At 63.4% G+C, this 21,406-nt stretch carries 20 protein-coding genes; 11 read left to right on the top strand and 9 right to left on the bottom strand.

The window, feature by feature from the left end:
* Positions 1 to 59: 59 nt before the first annotated feature.
* On the bottom strand, positions 60 to 494 hold the full coding sequence (locus tag ACQKRQ_RS27955; protein ID WP_132383544.1) for a PaaI family thioesterase: 435 nt from the start codon (positions 492 to 494) through the stop codon (positions 60 to 62).
* Between the two features lie 269 nt (positions 495 to 763).
* Between ACQKRQ_RS27955 and ACQKRQ_RS27950 the strand changes: the two genes are divergently transcribed.
* On the top strand, positions 764 to 2,386 hold the full coding sequence (locus tag ACQKRQ_RS27950; protein WP_132383546.1) for a methyl-accepting chemotaxis protein: 1,623 nt from the start codon (positions 764 to 766) through the stop codon (positions 2,384 to 2,386).
* A 112-nt stretch (positions 2,387 to 2,498) separates the two neighbouring features.
* On the opposite strand, the gene ACQKRQ_RS27945 is transcribed toward ACQKRQ_RS27950, so the two are convergent.
* Positions 2,499 to 2,702, bottom strand: a complete 204-nt coding sequence (locus ACQKRQ_RS27945) for a cold-shock protein (RefSeq protein WP_007178724.1) — start codon at positions 2,700 to 2,702, stop codon at positions 2,499 to 2,501.
* Between the two features lie 218 nt (positions 2,703 to 2,920).
* On the opposite strand from ACQKRQ_RS27945, the gene ACQKRQ_RS27940 reads away from it, so the two are divergent.
* A complete protein-coding gene (locus ACQKRQ_RS27940; protein ID WP_132383548.1) occupies positions 2,921 to 3,196 on the top strand; it encodes a hypothetical protein in 276 nt (91 codons plus the stop codon).
* Between the two features lie 99 nt (positions 3,197 to 3,295).
* On the opposite strand, the gene ACQKRQ_RS27935 is transcribed toward ACQKRQ_RS27940, so the two are convergent.
* Both ACQKRQ_RS27935 and ACQKRQ_RS27930 read right to left on the bottom strand, forming a co-directional pair.
* The gene (locus tag ACQKRQ_RS27935) at positions 3,296 to 3,619 is read right to left on the bottom strand and encodes an HNH endonuclease (protein ID WP_427480951.1); all 324 of its coding nucleotides are present in this window, start codon (positions 3,617 to 3,619) and stop codon (positions 3,296 to 3,298) included.
* A gap of 60 nt (positions 3,620 to 3,679) precedes the next feature.
* Positions 3,680 to 4,789 (bottom strand): AGE family epimerase/isomerase, encoded by a 1,110-nt coding sequence (locus ACQKRQ_RS27930; protein ID WP_427481168.1) that lies wholly within the window; start codon positions 4,787 to 4,789, stop codon positions 3,680 to 3,682.
* A gap of 272 nt (positions 4,790 to 5,061) precedes the next feature.
* Here ACQKRQ_RS27930 and ACQKRQ_RS27925 point away from each other — a divergent pair, with 272 nt between their 5' ends.
* The 5 genes from ACQKRQ_RS27925 to ACQKRQ_RS27905 all read left to right on the top strand — a co-directional run bounded on the left by ACQKRQ_RS27925 (position 5,062) and on the right by ACQKRQ_RS27905 (position 8,868).
* Positions 5,062 to 5,748, top strand: a complete 687-nt coding sequence (locus ACQKRQ_RS27925; RefSeq protein WP_132383552.1) for an MgtC/SapB family protein — start codon at positions 5,062 to 5,064, stop codon at positions 5,746 to 5,748.
* 132 nt (positions 5,749 to 5,880) lie between these two features.
* The gene (locus ACQKRQ_RS27920; RefSeq protein ID WP_427480950.1) at positions 5,881 to 7,221 is read left to right on the top strand and encodes a hypothetical protein; all 1,341 of its coding nucleotides are present in this window, start codon (positions 5,881 to 5,883) and stop codon (positions 7,219 to 7,221) included.
* A gap of 250 nt (positions 7,222 to 7,471) precedes the next feature.
* Entirely contained in the window at positions 7,472 to 7,780 is a 309-nt protein-coding gene (locus ACQKRQ_RS27915) for a hypothetical protein (protein WP_408177661.1), read from the top strand.
* Between the two features lie 189 nt (positions 7,781 to 7,969).
* A complete protein-coding gene (locus ACQKRQ_RS27910) occupies positions 7,970 to 8,128 on the top strand; it encodes a hypothetical protein (protein WP_165924046.1) in 159 nt (52 codons plus the stop codon).
* A 446-nt stretch (positions 8,129 to 8,574) separates the two neighbouring features.
* Complete coding sequence (locus ACQKRQ_RS27905) at positions 8,575 to 8,868, top strand: hypothetical protein (RefSeq protein ID WP_132383558.1); 294 nt, start codon at positions 8,575 to 8,577, stop codon at positions 8,866 to 8,868.
* A 246-nt stretch (positions 8,869 to 9,114) separates the two neighbouring features.
* On the opposite strand, the gene ACQKRQ_RS27900 is transcribed toward ACQKRQ_RS27905, so the two are convergent.
* Positions 9,115 to 10,023 (bottom strand): dihydrodipicolinate synthase family protein, encoded by a 909-nt coding sequence (locus tag ACQKRQ_RS27900; RefSeq protein ID WP_427480949.1) that lies wholly within the window; start codon positions 10,021 to 10,023, stop codon positions 9,115 to 9,117.
* Positions 10,024 to 10,048: 25 nt separating this feature from the next.
* Positions 10,049 to 11,761 (bottom strand): IlvD/Edd family dehydratase, encoded by a 1,713-nt coding sequence (locus tag ACQKRQ_RS27895; protein WP_427480948.1) that lies wholly within the window; start codon positions 11,759 to 11,761, stop codon positions 10,049 to 10,051.
* A 335-nt stretch (positions 11,762 to 12,096) separates the two neighbouring features.
* Between ACQKRQ_RS27895 and ACQKRQ_RS27890 the strand changes: the two genes are divergently transcribed.
* The 3 genes from ACQKRQ_RS27890 (at position 12,097) to ACQKRQ_RS27880 (ending at position 14,012) form a co-directional block, all read left to right on the top strand.
* Positions 12,097 to 12,528 carry a hypothetical protein gene (locus ACQKRQ_RS27890; RefSeq protein WP_408177665.1) on the top strand — a complete coding sequence of 144 codons (432 nt, stop codon included), beginning with the start codon at positions 12,097 to 12,099 and terminating at the stop codon, positions 12,526 to 12,528.
* A gap of 263 nt (positions 12,529 to 12,791) precedes the next feature.
* Complete coding sequence (locus ACQKRQ_RS27885; RefSeq protein WP_132383563.1) at positions 12,792 to 13,403, top strand: flavin reductase family protein; 612 nt, start codon at positions 12,792 to 12,794, stop codon at positions 13,401 to 13,403.
* Positions 13,404 to 13,577: 174 nt separating this feature from the next.
* On the top strand, positions 13,578 to 14,012 hold the full coding sequence (locus ACQKRQ_RS27880; RefSeq protein ID WP_132383565.1) for a cupin domain-containing protein: 435 nt from the start codon (positions 13,578 to 13,580) through the stop codon (positions 14,010 to 14,012).
* A 77-nt stretch (positions 14,013 to 14,089) separates the two neighbouring features.
* Here the strand turns inward: ACQKRQ_RS27880 and ACQKRQ_RS27875 are convergent, their stop codons facing one another.
* Complete coding sequence (locus ACQKRQ_RS27875; protein ID WP_427480947.1) at positions 14,090 to 15,553, bottom strand: polyhydroxyalkanoate depolymerase; 1,464 nt, start codon at positions 15,551 to 15,553, stop codon at positions 14,090 to 14,092.
* A gap of 219 nt (positions 15,554 to 15,772) precedes the next feature.
* Between ACQKRQ_RS27875 and ACQKRQ_RS27870 the strand changes: the two genes are divergently transcribed.
* Positions 15,773 to 16,426 carry a glutathione S-transferase family protein gene (locus tag ACQKRQ_RS27870; RefSeq protein ID WP_427480946.1) on the top strand — a complete coding sequence of 218 codons (654 nt, stop codon included), beginning with the start codon at positions 15,773 to 15,775 and terminating at the stop codon, positions 16,424 to 16,426.
* Positions 16,427 to 16,516: 90 nt separating this feature from the next.
* Here ACQKRQ_RS27870 and ACQKRQ_RS27865 read toward each other — a convergent pair whose 3' ends face one another.
* Positions 16,517 to 18,490, bottom strand: coding sequence for a methyl-accepting chemotaxis protein (locus tag ACQKRQ_RS27865; protein WP_427480945.1), 1,974 nt, complete (start codon positions 18,488 to 18,490; stop codon positions 16,517 to 16,519).
* Between the two features lie 272 nt (positions 18,491 to 18,762).
* Positions 18,763 to 21,321, bottom strand: coding sequence for a heavy metal translocating P-type ATPase (locus tag ACQKRQ_RS27860; RefSeq protein ID WP_427480944.1), 2,559 nt, complete (start codon positions 21,319 to 21,321; stop codon positions 18,763 to 18,765).
* Positions 21,322 to 21,406: the final 85 nt, after the last annotated feature.

Genomic DNA, 21,406 nt, shown 5'->3' with positions numbered 1-21,406 from the left:
ACGTGAACAAGCGCGGTGATGACGGCGCGATGTGCTTCAGCCACGCGGGTGAAGCCGCGTCAGCCCGAGTGTTCGTGCTCGCCGTTCTCGCTGATCCGGTTGACCGTGCCTTGTGCGACGGCAATCAGCTTTTCGCGGTTGCCTTCCATCACATACACGTTGCATTGGCAGGTCGCCTGATGCTGGCCCGCGTAGACGACCTTCGCGCGCGCGATCAGCGTGCCGTTGATGGCCGGCCGCAGGTAGTTGATCTTGTATTCCCCGGTCACGACCTTCGGCCCGAGCAGCAGCGCGCCCGCGAAGGTCAGCGCGTTGTCGGCGAGATAGCTGATGACGCCGCCATGCACGAAGCCGTGCTGCTGCCGCAGTTCGTCGCGGATCGGCAGACTCAGCGTGAGTTCGCTGGTGCTTGTCTGCATCAACTCTGCGCCCAACAGCATGCTGAACGGCTGGGCATGCAGTGCGCCGCGCGCCCGGTCGAGGAGGTCGGTCATTGTGATTCCTTCGGGCGTGGCCCGCGGTGGCAATCTGCACTGGCCTGCGTCGTGCAGTCCCTACCCACTCTAGGAAGCGCGCACGCACCGCGTCAAGGTGAATCGGTAATTTGCGCCGTGCATTGTTGCGCGAATTGATTGCAATAGTGAAGTTGGCCGATGAAAAGGGGGCGTAAGACGATCTTTGATGGAATTGGGCTCAAGCACGGCGCGCTTATGCCGTTAACCCTGACGTAGCTCCCGTCATTCTTTGTCTTCAGGTATTCACGATGTTCAGCAAGATCAAGGTCGCATCCGGCCTGTTGTGTGTTCTGGCCGCGTTCTGCGTTTTTCAGCTTGTCACGGTGGGTTTGGGGTTCTGGTCGCTCACGCGTACTCATGACGACGTGGGCGATCTGTCGAACATCGCCTTGAAGCAGGTGGACGCGGTCAACGAAACGACCCAGCATTTGATGGACGCGCGCATCAACCTCTCGCGCGCCGGGACGCGCATGGTGCGCGGCGGCTCCGAGCCGACCGATATCGTGCAGCACGCCCGCGAACAGTTGACGGCCGCCGACCAGTCGTTCGCGGCGTTCATGAGCGCGCCGAAGACCGGCGACGAAAACGGCGCCCGCGCCGCCGCGCTCGCCGAGCGCTACAAGAAGCTGCACGACGCGCTCGCGGAACTGGTGCAGTTTCTCGATTCGAACAACATCCAGGCCTTCCTCGATCAGCCGACGCAGTCGTTCCAGGACGCCTACCTCGGCGAGTCGCATAACTTCGTGCAATTCGGCAACGCCGCGAGCCGTGCGTCGCTCGATTCGATCGATACGCGTATGGCGACTTTCCGCGCCGTCAGCATCGTGATCCTGCTGGTGCTGGTGGCCGGCACGTTCGCCGTGTACGCGGCGCTGCGCCGTGGCGTGGTGGCCCCGCTGGAAGAAGCGGGCCGTCACTTCGACCGTATCGCGCAAGGCCGCCTCGATCAGCCGATCGCCGGGCGCGGCACCAATGAAATCGGCCGCCTGTTCTCGGGTCTCGCGAAAATGCAGGCGAGCGTGGCGCGCACCGTCCAGACCGTGCGCGAATCCGCCGATTCGATCCACTTGGGCGCCGACGAAATCGCGACCGGCAACGCCGATCTGTCGGCGCGCACGGAAAACCAGGCGGCGTCGCTCGAAGAAACCGCGTCGAGCATGGAGGAGCTGACGGCTACCGTCCGTCAGAACGCCGAGCACGCCCGTGAGGCCAACGCGCTCGCCGAGACCGCGCTCGAAGCGACCTCGCGCGGCAGCGAAGTGGTCAACGAAGTGGTCGACAAGATGCGCGGCATTGCGCAGAGCTCGGACAAGATTGCCGAGATCATTTCGGTGATCGACGGCATTGCGTTCCAGACCAACATCCTTGCGCTGAACGCGGCTGTGGAAGCGGCGCGCGCGGGCGAGCAGGGGCGTGGCTTCGCGGTGGTGGCGGGCGAAGTGCGCGGCCTCGCGCAGCGCAGCGCGCAATCGGCGAAGGAAATCAAAACCCTGATCAGCGAATCGGTCGCCGAGATTCAGGGTGGTTCGACGCTGGTCGAGCATGCGGGCGAGGCGATGAGCAACGTGTCCGCCTCGATCTCGCGCGTCACACAGATGATGGCGGAGATCAGCGCGTCGTCGCTCGAGCAGAGCACAGGCATCGAGCAGGTCAATCAGGCGGTGGTGCAGATGGATGAGATGACGCAGCAGAACGCGGCGCTCGTCGAAGAAGCTGCCGCGGCGGCGGCTTCGCTGCATCAGCAAACGCAGCAATTGAAGCAGGCCGTGTCCGTGTTCGAAATTTCTGAATCTGTGTTGCGCACGCAACAATTCGACGACGCACGCGGGCCATCGGCCGATTTTTCGTTGTCCGGTATGCGCGCAATTTAAACCGCGCAAGCGCTCAAAAAGAAAACGTCAGACAAAGAAAATGGCCCGCCGAAGCGGGCCATTTTGCATTAGACGCAAGCGCCTAAGGGTGCCTCAACGTACCTGACGGTACTTAGGCCGGCTGGATGTTCGCAGCTTGCTTGCCCTTCGGGCCTTGCTTAACTTCAAACGTCACCTTCTGGTTTTCCTGCAGGGACTTGAAGCCGCTGCCTTGAACTTCCGAAAAGTGCGCGAACAGGTCTTCGCCGCCGTCGTCCGGCGTGATGAAGCCAAAGCCCTTTGCATCGTTAAACCACTTCACAGTACCTGTTGCCATTTTTAATCCAGTAAATGTTGTGTGTTGCATTCGCGACCGCTATTTCTCAACACGAGATCGAGCGCGAAGTAGGAGTTGTATCACGTCTTTATGACGGACGCCAATCAACCAGTATTCGGGTATTCCCCGGCTCCGGCCTTTTTGAGGCCTGGAAAGCAATTGGAAGGCTGTTCCCGCGGGTAGGGTAAACTGCTTGTATTACTCTTCCAGGAAAAACATTGACACATTATTTGCAAGAAGAACTTACCTCGTTCTGGAGTCGTTTGACCCCCTATCTGGCGATATTGGAGTCTAAATCACCTCAAGAAGGGGCCCCGGACCCGGTCGGCCGTATCACCGTCGATACCGAAGACCGCCAGGCTTTCGCCCTTCACACAACCGATCAGAAGCCGCACGGCGACACATCGGACACCCCCACCGGCAACAGCGCAACTTATATGCGTTTCAAATCTGCCGACAGCGGTTGGAGCCCTTGGCAGCGCGAAGAGTATTGATCGACCGGGCGGTCGGTTTGTGTTTCCGCGCCCCGTCGTGAGATCGCGGCCGGCGTTCAGCCGGCCGCGATCGGTCGGGCGCCTAGCCGTTTTTCGGCCTTAGCCTTTGCGCCCGCTGCGGCGCGTGCGCTCGTAAAAATCATTCGGCTTGGTGCGGATCCAGAGAACGAAGGTGCGTACCGCCTCGTCGCTGAGGAGCGCCTCGACCGTTGAATAGCGCTGCGCCAGTTCGGTTTCCGAGAACAGCGCGTGGAGCTGGCGGTGGCAAATGCGGTGCAACGCGGCGACTTCCTTGCCGCCTTTCGTTTTCGGCACCCAATGATGCAGGTCGCGTTGGCTCGCCGGGATCGGTCGGCCGCAGAGTGGACACACTTCGTCAGCCGGCGGCGGTCGATACCAAGGTTCGGCGAGTTTCTTGGCCATGGCCAGGATGGCTAGCGAAGTTGAGGCGTTCGCACGTCGCGTGGTTTTTGTCGGCCGCTTTCAGGTCGGCAACGCGTCGTAGGCGGTCGCGAGGTGATAAGGCGTGGTCGACGGCATGTCGGCGCGCGCCACTTCACCCGCCGGCGTCTTGCATTCGAACCAGCCTTGCGAACGCAGAAAGCGCTGCTGGAACAGTTCGATTTGCCGCGGCAGTGCGGCCCGCGCCGCCGGTTCCCCGTGGCTCGCCAGCGCGCGCAGATATTCGGTTTGGGCCCAGATCCGCTGGGTCGCATCCTTGACCCGGCCGGTTTCGTCGAGCGAGGCGTACACGCCGCCGGTTTCCCGGTCCACTCCATGTTGCTGCGCGAAGCTGAACGCACGCGGCATGGCTTCGACGAGACCCGAGCCTTCGAACACCGCGCCCGCCTGCTTGACCAGCCAGAACCATTCGAACTGGTGACCGGGTTCCAGACGGTTATCGTCCGCGCCGATCGGCAGTTCCGCGATGCAGCCCGTGGGCGCATGCACGAAGCGCTGCGCGAGCGCACCGGCTAGACGTCGCAGCGCGGCGTCGAAAGCGTTGTCGTGCGTGGCTTCGCGAGCGGCCAGCCAGGCTTCGGTGAGGTGCATCAAGGGATTCTGGATCGGCGCGCCCGTCACGCCCGCGAAATCCGAGGTCAGCGCGGCGTTGAACAGATCGTCTTCAGCGGCGAAGTTCGACTGGATCAGCGCCGACGTGCGATGCACGACTTCCAGCGCGTCGCGTTTTCCCGAGCGCCGGGCGTGCTCCGCGCACGCAAACACCACGAACGCGTGCGTGTACAGGTCCTTGGTGGTGTCGAGCGGTGCGCCTTGCGCATCCACGCTGTAGAACCATCCACCGTTGCGCGTGTCCTGAAAGGTATGCACCAGCGAATCGAACAGCACCTGCGCATGGGCCGCGTCGCCCGCTTGCGAGAACACGAACAATTGCCGCGCGCAGGCCATGGCCCGGTAGCGCTCGGCAGGCAGCGCCTGATGATCCTCGGCGCTGACCGCTTCGTAGGGCAGCTTCAGTGCGGTGTTGAAACCCGGGCCGCGCCAGATCGGCAGCACCACGCCAGTGAAGTGATCGCGCAGACTGGCAGCGAGTGCGACGGTGGAAGCGGCGGGTGGGTTCATGCTCTGCATAGTCAAATGGGTCAAACAGGGTATGTCGAAGCGAAGCGGCCGCGGAGTGGGCCCGTAGCCTGAGTTTCAGAGTGCGGCGCCGTTGCCGGCAAACCTGCCGCTGAGCGTGGATGCTACCTGCTTTGCAAATCGGCAACCGCAAAATCGAGACAGCGATTGGGCGCGCGGTCCGCATGGCGCGTGCGGCTTAGCATAAAGCAAACGGGTCCCACTGGCACTGCGGCGCCGGTGCGGAAAATACTCCAAATAGTTTCCGATAAGGAGGAAAAACAATGCTGGGGAATCTCGAACTCATCGCCCGTCTGGTGGTGGCCGCGGCGCTCGGCAGTGTCATCGGCTTCGAGCGGGAGCGGCTTTCGTGGGCCGCGGGCCTGCGTACGCACATGCTGGTGTGCGTCGGTTCGGCGCTCATCATGATCGTCTCGGCCTACGGTTTCGCCGAAGTGCTGACCGGCGACCACATCGTGCTCGACCCTTCCCGGATGGCCGCGCAGGTGGTGTCGGGCATCGGCTTCCTCGGCGCGGGCTCGATCCTGCTGCGTGGCGAAATCGTGCGCGGACTGACGACGGCTGCGAGCCTCTGGTCGGTTGCCGCGATCGGTCTTGCGGTCGGCGGCGGGCTGTACACGGCGTCGATTGCGGCGACCATCATCATTCTGATTATTCTCGCGGGCATCAAACCGCTCGAGCGCCGCTTCATCACGGTCAAGCAACGGCGCCAGCTGACGATGATCGTCGAGCGCGGCGCCATGACGTTCCACTCGCTGCACGACGAACTCGGCGCCGCGAGCCCGCGCGTCAAGCAGTTCGTGATGCAGCAAAGCGAGGACGCGCCCGAGTGCGATGAAGTGGTGATCACCTTGCATCGCGTGTCGAATACGGAATATGAGGCGATCTGCGGCCGCTTGCGTCAACTGCACGGCGTCAAGCAGTTCCGGCAGGACGACACGACTTCCTAAAAACGGAAAATCCTCGCCGAATGGCTTCGGTGGGCGCGGGCGGCCATGCGACAATGCGGTCTCGAAAAATTCCAACGGCATTGACGAGCGGTGCTCGGCGCCCGCATTCCGGCGACGACCGCTTTTTTCTCTATGGCAGATTCCGTAGCATCCACGCAGTCCCGGCCTCAGCGCGCCGCTTCGAAGAAGCGTCGCCAGGCCACCGTCTCGACCGAAACTGAAAACAAGCTGGCGCGCGCCGCGCGCTCGGCACAACGCCTCGCGCAACTGAGCGAGGCGTCCCGCGATGACAGCACGCTCGATCTGTTCCCCGACGATCCCACCCGCGCCACGCTGGAAGCGATGAATATCGACATCCGGCAAGGCACGCTGCACGGTTTCGAATTACCCGATGTGGTGTTGGCCGCGGTCGGCGCGATCGATGCCGGCGACAACGTGCCGGTGGACGCGCGGGCTGCGCGCCGCACGCCTCGTGCTGCGAAGTCGGATGATCAGCCGGTGCCGGTCAACGCGCTATTGAGCGGGCTCGAAATCGAGCCGTTGGTGGCGACGGGTTCGGCGGCCGGCGACGAGGGTTTGGGTGACGCGAAAGCGCCGGACTCGGCCACTGCCGCTGAAGAGAAATCGGCGGCACCAGCGCGTGATGCACCGGCGCCGCTTTCGCCCTCGATGGCGGCAGCCACCGTGGCGCGCAGCGTGACCGCGCTGCGCCAGACGTCCGAGCCGGGGGCAGCAACTGACACTGCGACGGTGCCGGCTTCAGGCGGCGGCAAGGCGCCGCAACGCTTTGCGGCGACTTTTGCCAAGGCGGCTTCGGCTTCGCAAGAACCGGCCGCAGTCGCGGCCGGCGTGGCGGACATAACGACGAGCGAACCCGCGTCCGCACAGTCGGACGCTGCTACTGAAGGTTCGAAGGTTGGCTTGGAGGCGTCGACGAATTCATCGGCGTCCGCACAGGCTAACGCCGCGTTCGCCACGCCGTGGCGCGAAGCCCGCCGCGCCGAGGCGGCCGCGGCGGCGCTGCGGGCCGCGCCGGAACTCGATCGCGCGCGGGCAACCGCCTTCGCCGACACCGTCGACGCGCTCTACGGCGTGATCGCCGATCAGCGCCGCGCCGCGACCGATCATTCGCGCCGCATGAAATGGATGCTGTCGATCGTGGTGGGCGCGTTGCTGGTGACGGTCGCGATCGGCATTACGCAAACGTTGCTGCTGATGCGCCTCACGCGCGAGACGACGGCCCAGCAGCATCGCATCGAACAGATGATGCAGAACCAGCAGGCGGCGATGGCGAGTTTGCTCGACACGCACATGGCGATGGCGAACGCAGCCGCCGCCAATGCCGCTTCCGACGCGGCCGCGGCTGCGGCAGCGCCCGCCGCGCCTCAGCAAGCCACCGCTGCGCCGGCGCATGCGAGGCGCTTCGCGCGAGCGCAGCATGCGCATAAGCCGAAAGCCGTTACCCCGCATTGACAGTCAGTGAGCGCCGTCGCCGGCGACGGGCCGGCCGCGGTGATCCAGTCGGCACTCGCCGGCCCCCGCTCCCCGCTTGCCAACGTTCGCTCGGTACTCGCCGACCGCCAAGCTCGCCATTTCACCGGATAGACGCCGTAAGGCGCCGCGCGTTTCCGCCACGCCGCAACGCAAACCCCGCGTTCTACACTTTCAATGCTGTTGCGAAGCCGGACCGGATACGCCAGCGCATCTTCTGACGGGAGCCACTATGCCGACTAGCGAACACAAATACTCCATCGAGGAACTGTTGGGCGCACTTCTGCGCGATCAGGGCATCCACGAGGGCCACTGGGCGCTGAATGTCGAGTTTTCAGCGACGGGCGCCGCCGTCAAGCCGCAGGACAATCCGGCACGGACGCTGCCGGGGCTGATCGTGTCGGTGAATAGCGCGACGCTGATGCGCGCGGACAGCACGGCGGCGGGCGCCGTCGACGCCGCGGTAGTCAATCCGCGCAAGGCCGCGGCGAGCCCGAAGCCGATGCGCAGCAGGAAGCCGGTATCGACCACGTTGCAGTAGACCAGCCCTCTGCCCCTGAATTGAAAAAACAGGGACGTTGTCATGATGCAACGCAACATGTGAAAAATACCTGCGACAACGAACCACACCGAAAAATTGCTGCATTGCACTAGCTTTTGCCTAGGGAAAACCCTATACTTCTTCTTAAGGGAAAACCCTAGCAAATGCAGTAACTAACCGGGAGTCGCCATGAGCTTCATTTTTGCATTGTTCCAAAAGGTCAGCGACCTCTTTGCGTCGCCCCATCTGCCGCTGGATGCGGACTACTCGTACGAAGCGCGTAGCCGCGAAGCAGAACGCGTTCGCAGAGCACAAGCTACGTTGTTCGGCGTCAAGCTGAGCGACTAAAAGCAAAGTCGTACCGGCCCAAGCGCGGAGCAACCGCGTACGGGCGCGCATGTCGGATGCGCATCGCATCACCATTGAAGCCACAGTTCGCGAAACGCGTACCGTGGCTTTTTGTTTTTTTCGGACGCTTTTCCGCCGCTCAGGGCTTGTCTCCGAATATTTCCGGGCCGAAATGAATGTAACGGAGCCTGAAAGATGGCCGCAGAGCCGGCGTGGCCCGGTCACCGCGCATGGCTTTGTAGACAGGGCGCGACAGGCAAAAAGCGCTTTGGCCATCCGTCCCTTTCTATGAAATGTGCGCTTACAAGTGCTCACGTCTTCATGCGGTTTGCGCCGCTAAAGTTGGTCTCAAGCGTACGGCGTCTGGTTCGAGCCTGAAATTGCAGGTTCAGGTCGATCTCGAGCACGGACGCTGGCTTGATACAAAACTTTGATGGGAGGTCACTATGAAAACCTTGAACAAGACATCGCGTTCGATCATTGCAACCTTGCTGGCTGGCGGCGCGCTGCTCGCAGCTGGCAGCGCATTTGCCCAAGAACGCGTGGTCGTGGAAAACGGACCGGCGGTCTACGGTCAGCCGCACATGATGCCGGTGGGCGTGTCGATCAATATCGGCTGGCACGGCGATCGTTACTATGACGGCCATCGTTATTGGGCTCATGACGACTGGATGCGCCATCATCCGCACGACTACGATCCGCATCACCACGACGACCATCGTCCGCAGCAGCGCTATTAATCCGCGCGTAACGACGCCGCACGACGCGCAAGACGCGGCGTCGGCGGGAAGTCCACAAAGCCGGTCCTTCCTTGCGGAAGACCGGCTTTGTCACATTCGGGCGTGCGAGCCGGCGCTCGACGAATTGATCGACGCCGACTGCATCGGCCGCGCAGCCGTCATGCCCGCGTCGGGAAAGGCCGTCGAGGAAATCGGCCCGCGCCAACCAGCCGCGACAATGCGAATGTCTCGTCCGCTAATCGCGGTTCAGGCGTAGGCCCCCAGTCGCTGTGCAAAGCGCCGCGCGCATTCGAGTCCGAATGCCGTTGGCGCGATGCCGCGATCGTGGTGCACATCAAATCCCATTCTCCACGCAGCGATCCGTTTACCGTAGCAGGTCAGCGAGTCTAGCGACTGCATCACGAACACAATGGACGGCAGTACTTCTGCATACAGTGCCTCAGCACGCGCCTCGTCTCCAGCAACAAACGCTCGCTGAATAGCGACCTGCCTGTCGAAGGTATCCGGTGCAACGATCAGGCCGGCGCAACCTGCGCGCAGATTGTCGATGATCTCCTGACCGCCGCGTCCGTTGAATACGGGCAGAGGTGTTCCGAGCGCGCGTAACTGGTCGATGGTCTGACGGACCACAATCGCGGGTCCTTCGCCTTTGAGCCATCGAAAATTGTCGCGTTGACGCGCGAGTTCAACGATCGACTCAGCGGACAGTCCAACGCCGAGATACTCGGGCGCGTTTTGTATGCCAACCGGAGCATGCACGCGCTCCATCACGTCAGCGAAAAAAGCGAAATAGAACGATTCGGGCTGATTACGCGCGGAAGGCGGCTGCAGGATCAGCCATGACGCACCACGCGTCACGGCGTAATCGGCAAGCTCGGCCTGGGCGTCAACGGTGTCGCCCGTGATCGTGACGGCGAGCGGCACGCGCGCATCGATGTCAGTGCTGGCCCAGTCGATTACATGATGCTTCTCTTCGTGCGACATGCGATGCACTTCGGTCGCGAGCCCGAGGATCACAATGCCCGGCGCGCCGGCGTGAAGCGTGGCATCGACCTGCGCGCGCATTGCGTTTCGATCCAGCTGATTGTGCGGGTCGAAATACGCGTACAGAACGGGCCAGATTCCACCGGGAGGAAGTGCATCGTTCGCCGTCATTGGACTGTTTCCTTGTCAATGGGCATTAGTGTGAGTCGCGCGGCACCGGCGCGCCGCTCGATCCAACGAGGAAGTCGAGATCCGCGCCCTGATCCGCTTGCAGCACATGTTCGACATAGAGCTTGTAGTAGCCGCGTTTGGGAGCCTCGGGCGCCTGCCATGCGGCGCGCCGGCGCGCGAGTTCCTCGTCGGTGACGTCAAGATGCAGGCGGCGTGCTTCGACATCGAGTTCGATCATGTCGCCGGTCTGCACGAACGCGAGCGGCCCGCCCGCAGCCGCTTCCGGTGACACATGCAGCACCACCGCGCCGTACGCCGTGCCGCTCATGCGGCCGTCCGAGATGCGCACCATGTCCGTAATGCCCTTTTGCAGCACTTTTTTCGGCAGCGGCATATTGCCGACTTCCGCGAAGCCCGGATAACCCTTCGGCCCCGCGCCTTTGAGCACCATGATGCAATGCTCGTCGATATCGAGCGACTCGTCATCGACTTTGGCGTGTAGTTCTTCGACGTTCTCGAACACCACCGCTCGACCGCGATGCTTGAGCAACGCCGCGGTAGCCGCCGACGGCTTGATCACTGCGCCATTCGGCGCCAGGTTGCCCTTGAGCACCGCGATGCCGGCCTTCGGCTTGAACGGCTCGGCGAACGTGGTGATGACTTTCTCGTCGTGATTCGGTGCGTTGCGCACGTTGTCCCAGATCGACTTGCCGTTCACGGTCAGCGCTTCTTTATGCAAGAGCCCCTGTTCGCCGAGTTGCTTCAACACCGCCGGCAAACCACCCGCGTAGTAAAAGTCCTCCATCAGATATTCGCCCGACGGTTGCAGGTTCACCAGACACGGCACGTTCGAACCCAGTTCCCAATCTTCAAGCGATAACTCCACGCCAATGCGCTTGGCCAGCGCGATCAGATGAACGACCGCATTGGTCGACCCACCGATCGCCGCATTCGTGCGGATCGCGTTTTCAAAGGCCTGGCGCGTCAGGATCTTGTCCATCGTCAGATCCTCGCGAACCATGTCGACGATGCGCCGGCCCGCGAGATGCGCGAGCACCTGACGGCGCGCATCGACCGCGGGAATCGCCGCGTTATGCGGCAAGCCCATGCCGAGCGATTCGACCATCGAGGCCATCGTCGACGCCGTGCCCATCGTCATGCAGTGACCGCGCGAGCGGTTCATGCACGACTCGGCTTCGGTGAACTCTTCCTGCGTCATCGTGCCGGCGCGCACTTCCTCGGACATCTGCCAGACACCTGTTCCCGAGCCGATGTTCTTGCCGCGAAACCGGCCATTGAGCATCGGTCCGCCGGACACGGCCAGCGCCGGCAGATTGCACGACGCCGCGCCCATCAGCAGCGCGGGCGTGGTCTTGTCGCAACCCACAAGCAGGATCACGCCGTCCATCGGATTGCCGCGAATCGACTCTTCGACATCCATCGAGGCCAGATTGCGAAACAGCATCGCGGTAGGGCGCAGATTGGATTCGCCAAGTGACATCACCGGAAACTCGAGCGGCAAGCCGCCCGCTTCATGCACGCCTTTCTTCACGTATTCCGCCAGCTCGCGAAAATGCGCGTTGCACGGCGTCAATTCCGACCACGTATTGCAAATGCCGATCACCGGACGTCCGTCGAACTCATCGTGCGGAATGCCCTGGTTTTTCATCCACGAGCGGTGGATAAATCCATCCTTGTCGTTCCTGCCGAACCAGCTTTGTGAACGAAGCTTGCGCATGTCCTGTCTCCCGGAAACCTTCGTGATGAGGTGATGCCGTATCTATTAGAATCGTCCTGGCGCGAGTTGTGCTCGTATTCTGAGCTTAATTGGCCATGGCTTAATGGTAATCAATGAAAGGGCATTGCGCCTGTCAGCATGCAGTGGTGCCTTCAAGATTCGCAACTCAGAGTCTCATCTCACGGATCGCCGAAATGCAGTCATACGTGATAGCAAAAGGCACGGTAGGCACCGCACCTTTCGACGTGTCGGCCAAAAATTGACGATAATGTTCCCAAGGAACGATTACAGGTCGTGCTCCGTCGTCGGAGACGCCGCCGAATCTAAAAGAAAACATGAGACGACTGCTCCTCGCTGCGTTGGCAGCCACTTCTTTCGTGACCTGCGTTCATGCGCAAAGCAACGCGTCCGGCCCGCTCGTCACGCCCTCGGGCAACCTGCAATTCGTGCGTGTCGACCACGATTTCGTCGGGATGCTCGACAAGGAAGTTTTCGATCGCTTCGGCGCAAACACGCTCAGTCATTTCGATGACGTCGGCAGCGCAGATGACACCGTCACGCGCATGCTCGTGCAAACTGAATCCGGCCCAGTGCTGTACGACTTTCGCCACCATCCGCCGCTTGTGCAACGCTCGGGTAAGCGCATGACGGTCAAGCGCGTGTTCTGGCAAGGCGATGAAGTCGTGATGCAAAGCTCGCAAGGCTGGTTCCGATTCCAACGCGGCGTGCTGACGAAGCTGCAGTCGTCGACAACGACGTACCATTGAATCCGCGCTCATCGGTGATGACATACATCGCTTCACGATGTCAGGCACGCCTCGATCTCGACACGGCGGAGTCTGGAAAAGCTCATGTCATTCCTCCGTCGTTGCAGGTTTTTCCACACTGCATCGACATAGGAAATGCACGGCAAACATCAAAATCACGCACACCTGATGTTTCGGATGCCGCTGTCGATGCACGCCAGCGGCCCGCGCCACTCTGCGGTATAAATGCCGTCTCGCCCCATTCGCAAAGCCCCTAAACCTCCATGCCCCACTACTTCTACGACCCCGCCACCGGTCATGGCCTCCCGCACGATCCGTTCAAAGCCATCGTCGCCCCGCGTCTGATCGGCTGGATTTCCTCGCGCGACACCGAAGGCACATTGAACCTCGCGCCCTATAGTTTCTTCGGCGCGTTCGCGACCTTTCCGGCGATCATCGGCTTCTCCAGCGAAGGCCGCAAAGACAGCGTCGCCAACATCGAAGCCACCGGCGAATTCGTCTGGAACCTCGCCACCAAGCCACTCGCTGAGCAGATGAACCGCTCGTCAGCGCCAGTCGCGCCGCACGTCGACGAATTTGAACTCGCGGGCCTCACGCCCGCGCCGGGCCGCAACGTGGCCGTGCCGCACGTCGCCGAATCGCCTGCGGCGCTCGAATGCAAGCTGCTGCAAGTGGTGCGTCTGCATACGCTCGACGGCAAGCCGATGGACAACTACCTGTCACTCGGGCAGGTGGTCGGCGTGCATATCAACGAGGCGTATCTGAAAGATGGCCTGTTCGACACCCACGCAGCGCAGCCGATCATGCGCGCCGGCTACCGCGCCGACTACGCGGAAATCGGCGACATGTTCCAGATGTTCCGCCCGACCGCATAACGTCACCGCGCTTGAGAACACGTCGCGCCGCGCAAGGCGGCGCGACGTCCACGGCATTGCCTCGGAAGCGCGTAAAAGCAAAAAACAGAGTCCGCGCACTGGCCCGCTTGATGCTTGCAACCGACGCTCCACTGCGTCGTTTTCAATGCCGGCTCACTCGCGAGGAGCGCGATCATGTCCACCGAATTCGCCACGCAATTCAGTCATGTCCGTCCGCAAGACACGTCCTATGAGGATCAGGGCTTGCGCGACTTTTTTCTCTACCGCGATTTAGGCATCGCGCAGGCGACCGGCGGCAAGGTGCTCGCGCAACTCGTCAAGGCGAATCACGCACCAGAGCAAGGCACCGGCTGGCACCGTCATGAGGCCGATTTCCACATTGTGATCATGTTGAAGGGCTGGGCGCGCTTCATGTACGGCGACAAGGAGACGCTCGTTGCCGCCGGCGATTGCGTGCATCAGGCGCCGGGCATCGTCCACTATCTGTTCGACTACTCGGAGGATATGGAGTACATCGAAATCGTCTCGCCGGCCGATTTCAAATCCATCGAAGTCGAAGGGCCGTGCGAGGTGCCCGCAGTGACGCCTTGGAAGAGCGTCGCGGCGTAGCGAAGCCAACAGCGGCCGCCTGTTTGCTTGTGTAGCGCGAGGACTACGCAATCAAGCAAGCCGCCGCCAACAACAACTCATTGCGTCGCTGGCGGCCGCCTGCGCGGAGCACGCGGCGCCTGCGGCTTGATGGCAGCCGTTGAACCCGTGCTCGACGTGGCGCTCGATCCATTCGACCCGACCGACGTCGCCGCATCCCCATCCACATCGACCACCGCCGTCGCCGCCGGCGCCGCCGGAGTGACTTCTGCAGCCGCCGCAGCAGGCACCGGCTGGATCGTGCGCGCGCGCGAACTCACCAGCACCGCACGCGGTTCGTTGTCGTAGATCACGGCGCGCACGCGCGGGTAAATGTGCCGCTCCCAGCGGTGTCCATTGAACACGCCGTAATGTCCCACGCCGGTCTGCACGTGATGGGTTTTCAAATAGGGCCGCAACTTGTCGCACATGTCCTGCGCGGCGAGTGTCTGCCCTACGGCGCAGATATCGTCCTTCTCGCCTTCCACGGTGAGCAACGCCGTGCGGCGAATCTTCGACGGTTCGACGAGACGCCCTCGCACTTCGAGCGCATGCAACGGCAGTGCATGCCGCTGAAACACCGTATCGACGGTTTCCAGATAGAAATCGGCCGTCAGGTCCATCGTCGCGAAGTATTCTTCATAGAAAGTGTGAATCGTGTCGGCCTTCGCCGGATCGCCTTTGGCGCGCTCGTAATGCATCGTCTCGAACGAGTCGAGATGCCGGTTGAGATTCATCGCCATGAACGCGGTCAATTGCACGAAACCTGGATACACGCGCCGATGCGCGCCCGCAAAACCGAACGGCACCGCGCTGATCAGATTCTGCTCGAACCACTCGATCGGTTTGCTTTTGGCGAGTTCGTTGACGCGCGTCGGATTGATGCGGGTATCGAGCGGACCGGCCATCAGCGTCATGCTGGCTGGTTGCGCGGGATGATCGTCGGCGGCCATGAGCGCGACCGCGGCCAGTGCGGCGACGGTCGGCTGGCACACGGCGAGCAGATGCGCGCCGGGTCCGATCGTTTCGGTGAAGTCGATCACATGCTGCACGAATTCGTCGAAGCCGAAGCGGCCCTGGCTCAACGGTACGTCGCGCGGGTTGTGCCAGTCGGTGATGTAGACGTCGTGTTCGGCCAGCATGGTGCGCACGGTGCCGCGCAGCAGGGTGGCGAAGTGGCCGGACATCGGCGCGATCACCAGCACACGGGGCTGCGGCGCCGACGGCTGGGTCTCCTTACGGAAATGCAACAGCGAACAGAACGGCGTGTGCGCGGCGACTTCCTCGACGACCGGCACGGATTTGCCTTCGCATATCACGCTGTCGATCTCGAACGGCGGCCGCACGGGCGTCAGCCCGGCCAGCGTCAACAGCTCGCAGGCCGCACGGATCGAGCGTCCGTGCGATGTCTCGCCGAACGCAGGCCACGCGTCGAGCGAATGATTCACCAGCGAAGCGCCGTGCCGCATCGGCAGCATGATGTCGGCGAAAGCCTGGTATGTAGGATATGCGAACAGGTTCATAACCTTCGCACGAATGCTGAAAAGGAAGGAACCCAAATAAAGGCAAGTCATGTGCCATGCATGCACACGCACGGGTGCAGACGTGCCCCCGCGTTGGCATAGCATTTGCGCGAGTCGGGGCAACGGGCCGAATTTGCCGCGCTTTGGTGCGCGCGCGCACGGCAACGTGCACGCATGGCGTCAGGCGTCGACCGAACGCCTCATCTGGAGGAGAATCGTATGGCGAATACCACGCTCACCATCAGCAGCAAGAATTATTCGTCATGGTCGTTGCGCGGCTGGCTGCTGGCCAAGTTCAGCGGCTTGCCTTTCGATGAGATCGTGATGCCGATCGACGACCCCGCGGCACGCGCTGAACTCCTGCTGCTGTCGCCGTCCATCCTGGTGCCGTGCCTGGTTCATGACGGCATCAAGGTCTGGGACACGCTGGCGATTGCGGAATATCTGAACGAACTGAAGCCGGACGCGAAGCTGTTGCCCGACGATATTCGCGCCCGCGCGCATTGCCGCTCGATCTGCGGCGAGATGCACTCGGGTTTCGGTTCGCTGCGCTCGGCTCTGCCGATGAACCTCAAAGCGCACTTTCCGGGCTTCAAGGTGTGGGCGCGGGCGCAGTCGGATATCGACCGCATCGTGACGATCTGGAGCGAATGTCTGAAGCAGTACGGCGGGCCGTTTCTGTTCGGCGAGCGCACCGCGGCGGACGCGATGTATGCGCCCGTGGTGACGCGTTTCGTGACCTACGACGTCAAACTCGATCCGGAGATCGTCGAGTACGGACAGCGGATCATGGCGCTGCCCGAGATGCAGGAGTGGATCGCCGACGCGCAACAGGAAGTGGAAGAGATCGACGAACTGGACGTCGAGTTCTGAAGAAGCCGGGCGGCGCCGCTGCCGCAACAGCGGGCGGCGTTCGGCGCGATAGGCCGTACTGCAGCGCGCCGCGCCGGCCCCGACTGCGCCTCAATCGCGTCCGCTTTCCAGTTTGAACACGCTGACCACTTGTGCGAGACGCGCGGCCTGATCGCGCAACTCGGCCGCCGCGAGTTCGGCCTCGCCGACAATCGTCGCGTTCTGCTGCGTGGCTTCGCCGATCTGCGTGACAGCGAGATTCACCTGCTCGATGCCGCCCGATTGCTCGCGCGACGCGACGCTGATCTCGCCCATGATCGCGCGCACCTGGCCGACCTGTTGAACGATGCCCTGCATCGTCGAGCTGGCTTCTTCGGCGATCTGGAAACCGCTTTGCACGGTCGCCGTGGACGTCGCGATCAGACTCTCGATCTCCTTCACCGAAGCCGCGCTGCGCTGCGCCAGCGCGCGCACTTCCGAAGCCACGACCGCGAAGCCCTTGCCGTGCTCGCCGGCGCGTGCCGCTTCCACCGCTGCGTTCAGCGCGAGGATATTGGTCTGGAATGCGATGCCTTCGATCACGCTCGTGATCTCGGCGATCTTCTGCGACGAGCGGCTGATCTCGCCCATCGTCGACACCACGCGTTCGACGGCGCGGCCGCCTTCGAGCGCGGCGTCGGCGGCGCGCGTGACGAGCGTGTTGGCTTGCGCGGCGTGGTCGGCGTTCTGCTGCACGGTCGAGGTGATCTCTTCCATGCTGGCCGCCGTTTCCTCGAGGCTGCTCGCCTGCGTGGCGATCCGCGCGGCGATATTGCCGCTGCCGGTGGCGATCTTTTCGGTGCCGTGCGACATATCCGTCGATGCATTGCGCACTTGCGAAACGATGCGCGCGAGACCTTCGCCGATGCCGTCGATCGACTGCATCAGGCGGCCGATTTCATCGGCGCGCGCGTTCGCGCCCTTCGCCACGCGCACGCTCAGATCGCCCGAGGCGAAACGTTCGGATGCCTTGGCGGCTTCTTCGAGCGGGCGGCTTACGAGGCGTCGCACCGCAAAGAGAAACACGGCTGCGAACACGCCGACGAGCACGAGGCCGAGCAGCAGAAATTCATTGCGCGTGGTGATGACGTCGGCCATCACTTCGTCGCGCGGCGCGACGCCGCCCACGAGCCACTGCCATTCCGGCACGGTAACGAACGACACGAACTTGTCGCGCGAGCCGCGCTCGCCGAGCGTTGCATCGGCCGAGCTGTATTCGAGCTGGCCTTCCTTCATGTCGAGCATCTGTTCATACGGCGCGTTCGCGTTGTCGGCATTCTGGCCGGCGGCGGCCGGATGCACGATCAGCTTGCCGCGATCCGCGCCGCTCGACGCGTTGACGACGAAGTAGTAACCGCTGTCGCCGATCTTCAGGCTGCGAATGCCGTCCTGGACCGACTGAATTTCCTTGTCCACGTTCACGCCGACGAACAGCGCGCCGATCACGCGGCCGCTTGCGTCCGTGATCGGCCGGTACTGCGTGATCAAACGTTTGCCGAAGAGCGCGGCGAGGCCGGTGTAAGGCTTGTTCGCGAGCAGCAGCGCGTAGGCCGGCGCCTTGCGGTCGAGCAGCGTGCCGATGGCGCGCGAGCCGTCCTGTTTCTTAAGCGAAGTCGTGACGCGCACGAAATCATCGCCGCTGCGCGCGAAGATGGTGGCCACCGCGCCGCTGCGTTCTAGAAACAGATCGGGGATGGAAAAGTCCATGTTCAGGACTTTGTCGCCCGCCTTGATGGTCGGCGTGGCGACGCCGCCGATGTCGACCTTCTGGGTCTCGTCGAGCGTGTAGCCGGTGGGCAGGAAGCTCGCGAACAGCGACATCGAGCGATCGACCTCGTTCGACAGGGCTTTGTCGAACAGCTTGATCATCGCGGCGATCGAGCGGTCTTTATCGGCGATGCGTTCGAGCACCTGATCGCTGATCTGCTTGCCGGCGGTGCGGGTGAGCGCCCACGTGAACGCGGCGAAAATCAACGCCACCAGCACGCACGAAAGTACGGCGAGCCGCGCGCCGACGCTGGCGCGGCGCAAAGAGAGAAATTCCATGGACGTTTGCAGAGTAGAGGAGGACAGGCGAGGCGCGAGCCATGCGTAGGCATGCCCGGCATCGATGCCTTGTTTACGGCTGCGGTGTCCGCTTTCTTTAGAATTTTGAAAGCGCTTCGTAATTGGTCGTGCTGCCAGCGGCGCTTAGGTCCCATACCGCGCTCAGTCCGCCGAACTGCGCTGCGTGCCGCGCTAGGCGCGCGGCAATAGCGCGTTGGTGACGACGGCGTAAAAGGCCCCGTCGCGTGCGGGGCATTTCTGTCCGCGTTCGCTCAGCGCGCCGAACGATCCTGCGTGCCGCGCCACGTGCGCAGCAGCAGCGCGTTGGTCACGACGCTCGCGCTCGAAAACGCCATCGCCGCACCGGCGAGCATCGGGTTCAGCAAGCCGAAGGCGGCCAGCGGAATCCCGATCAGGTTGTAGACGAACGCCCAGAACAGGTTCTGCTGGATCTTGCGCCACGTCTTGCGCGAGATGTCGATGGCGTCGGCCACGAGCGCCGGATCGCCGCGCATCAGCGTGATGCCGGCCGCTTGCATGGCCACATCGGTGCCGGTCGCCATCGCGATGCCGATGTCGGCGGCGGCGAGTGCGGGCGCGTCGTTGATGCCGTCGCCTGCCATCGCCACGATGCCGGCGCTGCGGATCTTCAGGTCGCGAATCACGCGGGCCTTGTCGTCGGGCAGAACTTCCGCGTGGAATTCGTCGATGCCGAGCGCCTTGGCCACGCTCGCCGCGCTGCCGCGGTTGTCGCCGGTGACGAGCACGCTCTTGATGCCCATTTGCGCCAGCCGCTCGACGGCGGCGCGTGCCGTCGGTTTGACGGTGTCGCCGAAAGCGATCAAGGCGAGTGCCGCGGGCGCTTGCGGATTACGCTGCATGAGCCACGAAACGGTGTTGCCCGCGGCTTCGAGTTCGTGAGCGCGTGCAGTGAGCGCCTGCGGCAAGTCGATGCCGAGTTCGTTGAGCCAGCGTGTGCTGCCCAGCGCGAGGGCGCGTCCGTCGACTTCCGCTTCGACGCCGCGGCCTGCGACCGCGCGCGCGGCGCTCGCCTGGCGGGCGAGAGTCTGAACGGATGCGTCCGCGTCGCTACCATTCGTCTGCGCCGCTTCATACGCCTTGACCACCGCGCGCGCCAGCGGGTGATCGCTATGGCGCTGCACCGCCGCGGCAAGCGCCAGCGCCTCGTCGCGGCCGATGCCGGCGATCGGCTCGAACGCCGTCACCGAAGGCTGGCCGAGCGTCAGCGTGCCGGTCTTGTCGAACGCGACGATCGTCACGCGATGCGCTGTTTCCAGCGCTTCGGCGTCTTTGATCAGCACGCCGTGCCGCGCCGCGACGCCGGTGCCGGCCATGATGGCTGCCGGCGTGGCGAGGCCAAGCGCGCACGGGCACGCGATCACCAGCACGGCGACCGCGTTCAGAATCGCGGTTTCGCCGCCAGCGCCGGCGATCAACCAGCCCACTAGCGTGAGCGCGGCAATCGCCAGAATCGCCGGCACGAAGATCTCGCTGACCCGGTCGACGAGGCGCTGGATCGGCGCCTTCTCGGCCTGCGCGCTTTCCACGAGGCGGATGATTCGCGCGAGCGTCGTTTCCGCGCCGATCGCGGTCGTCGTCACGGCAATCGCGCCTTCGCCGTTGATCGAGCCGGCCGTGACCGCGTCGGCCACCTGCTTCGGCACCGGCAGGCTTTCGCCGGTGATCAGCGATTCGTCGATATGCGTACGGCCTTCGAGCACCGCGCCATCGACCGGGACGCGTTCGCCGGGACGCACGATCACCACCGTGCCGACGCGCACTTGCGCGAGCGGCACGTCGCGCTCGTCGCCGCCGACGCGAATGCGCGCCCGGTCGGGACGCAGCGCATTGAGGGCGCGGATGGCGTCCGTGGTCTGGCGCTTGGCGCGCGCTTCGAGCCACTTGCCGAAGCGCACCAGCGTGATCACGACCGCCGACGCCTCGAAATACAGATGCATCATGTCGCCCGGATGGGTCGCCAGTTCGTAGACGCTGATGCCATACGCCGCCGACGTGCCGAGCGCCACCAGTAAATCCATGTTGCCCGCGCCGGCCCGCACGGCGCGATAAGCCGCGCGATAGAAGCGCGCGCCGAACACGAACTGCACGATCGAGGCGAGCGCGAGTTGCAGCCATGGCGAGAGCATCGCGTGCAGGCCGAACCATTCGCCGACCATCGGCGCGACGAGCGGCAGCGTCAGCACGGCGGAGGCGAGCACGGCTGCCAGTTCGCGGCGGGTCTGGTCGCGCTTGCGGTCGGCGGGTAAGGCGTGGTCGGCTTGATCGGCCGCTGCCGTTTCATCCGGCGGCACGATCAACGTCGCTTCGTAACCCGCTTTCTTGACGGCGGCGATCAGCGCGTCCGGCGCGGCAGTCATGCCATCCAGGTTGACGGTTGCGGTTTCGGTCGCCAGATTCACTGACGCGCCGACCACGCCCGGCACTTTCGCCAGCGCCTTTTCGACGCGCATCGCGCACGAGGCGCAAGTCATCCCGCCGATCGCCAGTTCCGTCGGCTGCTGCGCAACGAGTGGCGCGGTCTCCGTGGCGGCGAACAGCGTGGCGTCGTAGCCCGCCTTGCGCACGGCGTTGGCGAGCGTGTCGGGATCGACGCTGGCGTCACTTTCGATGCGTGCTCGCTCCGTGGCGAGATTCACCGACGCACGCGTGACGCCCGGCACTTTGGCGAGCGCTTTCTCGACGCGCAGCGCGCACGAGGCGCAAGTCATTCCGCCGATGTCGAGTTCGGCGGTCCGGGCGGAAGGGGCGGCAGCGTCCGTGGGGCGCTGCGGGTCGGCAAGTTCTGTCATGGTAGGCAAGGCTCGTGGCGGCATCGGGCCGCGTCATGAACCCAGTATTGACCTTCCCATGATGGGAAGGTCAAGGGCGAATTGC

The organism is Paraburkholderia sp. NPDC080076 (genome assembly GCF_050281145.1).
In the GTDB taxonomy this organism is placed as follows: Bacteria; Pseudomonadota; Gammaproteobacteria; order Burkholderiales; family Burkholderiaceae; genus Paraburkholderia.
The sequence above is the reverse complement of the archived record's forward strand: the minus strand, read 5'-3'. Positions and strand labels throughout refer to the sequence as shown.

Coding starts and splice junctions, on each gene's coding strand:
- ACQKRQ_RS27910 (WP_165924046.1), top strand. CDS start 7,970: ATGAGCTTCATTTTTGCATTGTTCCAAAAGGTCAGCGACCTCTTTGCG.
- ACQKRQ_RS27875 (WP_427480947.1), bottom strand. CDS start 15,553: ATGAACCTGTTCGCATATCCTACATACCAGGCTTTCGCCGACATCATG.
- ACQKRQ_RS27900 (WP_427480949.1), bottom strand. CDS start 10,023: ATGACGGCGAACGATGCACTTCCTCCCGGTGGAATCTGGCCCGTTCTG.
- ACQKRQ_RS27870 (WP_427480946.1), top strand. CDS start 15,773: ATGGCGAATACCACGCTCACCATCAGCAGCAAGAATTATTCGTCATGG.
- ACQKRQ_RS27865 (WP_427480945.1), bottom strand. CDS start 18,490: ATGGAATTTCTCTCTTTGCGCCGCGCCAGCGTCGGCGCGCGGCTCGCC.
- ACQKRQ_RS27925 (WP_132383552.1), top strand. CDS start 5,062: ATGCTGGGGAATCTCGAACTCATCGCCCGTCTGGTGGTGGCCGCGGCG.
- ACQKRQ_RS27920 (WP_427480950.1), top strand. CDS start 5,881: ATGGCAGATTCCGTAGCATCCACGCAGTCCCGGCCTCAGCGCGCCGCT.
- ACQKRQ_RS27885 (WP_132383563.1), top strand. CDS start 12,792: ATGCCCCACTACTTCTACGACCCCGCCACCGGTCATGGCCTCCCGCAC.
- ACQKRQ_RS27930 (WP_427481168.1), bottom strand. CDS start 4,789: ATGCAGAGCATGAACCCACCCGCCGCTTCCACCGTCGCACTCGCTGCC.
- ACQKRQ_RS27955 (WP_132383544.1), bottom strand. CDS start 494: ATGACCGACCTCCTCGACCGGGCGCGCGGCGCACTGCATGCCCAGCCG.
- ACQKRQ_RS27905 (WP_132383558.1), top strand. CDS start 8,575: ATGAAAACCTTGAACAAGACATCGCGTTCGATCATTGCAACCTTGCTG.
- ACQKRQ_RS27950 (WP_132383546.1), top strand. CDS start 764: ATGTTCAGCAAGATCAAGGTCGCATCCGGCCTGTTGTGTGTTCTGGCC.
- ACQKRQ_RS27895 (WP_427480948.1), bottom strand. CDS start 11,761: ATGCGCAAGCTTCGTTCACAAAGCTGGTTCGGCAGGAACGACAAGGAT.
- ACQKRQ_RS27860 (WP_427480944.1), bottom strand. CDS start 21,321: ATGACAGAACTTGCCGACCCGCAGCGCCCCACGGACGCTGCCGCCCCT.
- ACQKRQ_RS27935 (WP_427480951.1), bottom strand. CDS start 3,619: ATGGCCAAGAAACTCGCCGAACCTTGGTATCGACCGCCGCCGGCTGAC.
- ACQKRQ_RS27915 (WP_408177661.1), top strand. CDS start 7,472: ATGCCGACTAGCGAACACAAATACTCCATCGAGGAACTGTTGGGCGCA.
- ACQKRQ_RS27945 (WP_007178724.1), bottom strand. CDS start 2,702: ATGGCAACAGGTACTGTGAAGTGGTTTAACGATGCAAAGGGCTTTGGC.
- ACQKRQ_RS27890 (WP_408177665.1), top strand. CDS start 12,097: ATGAGACGACTGCTCCTCGCTGCGTTGGCAGCCACTTCTTTCGTGACC.
- ACQKRQ_RS27880 (WP_132383565.1), top strand. CDS start 13,578: ATGTCCACCGAATTCGCCACGCAATTCAGTCATGTCCGTCCGCAAGAC.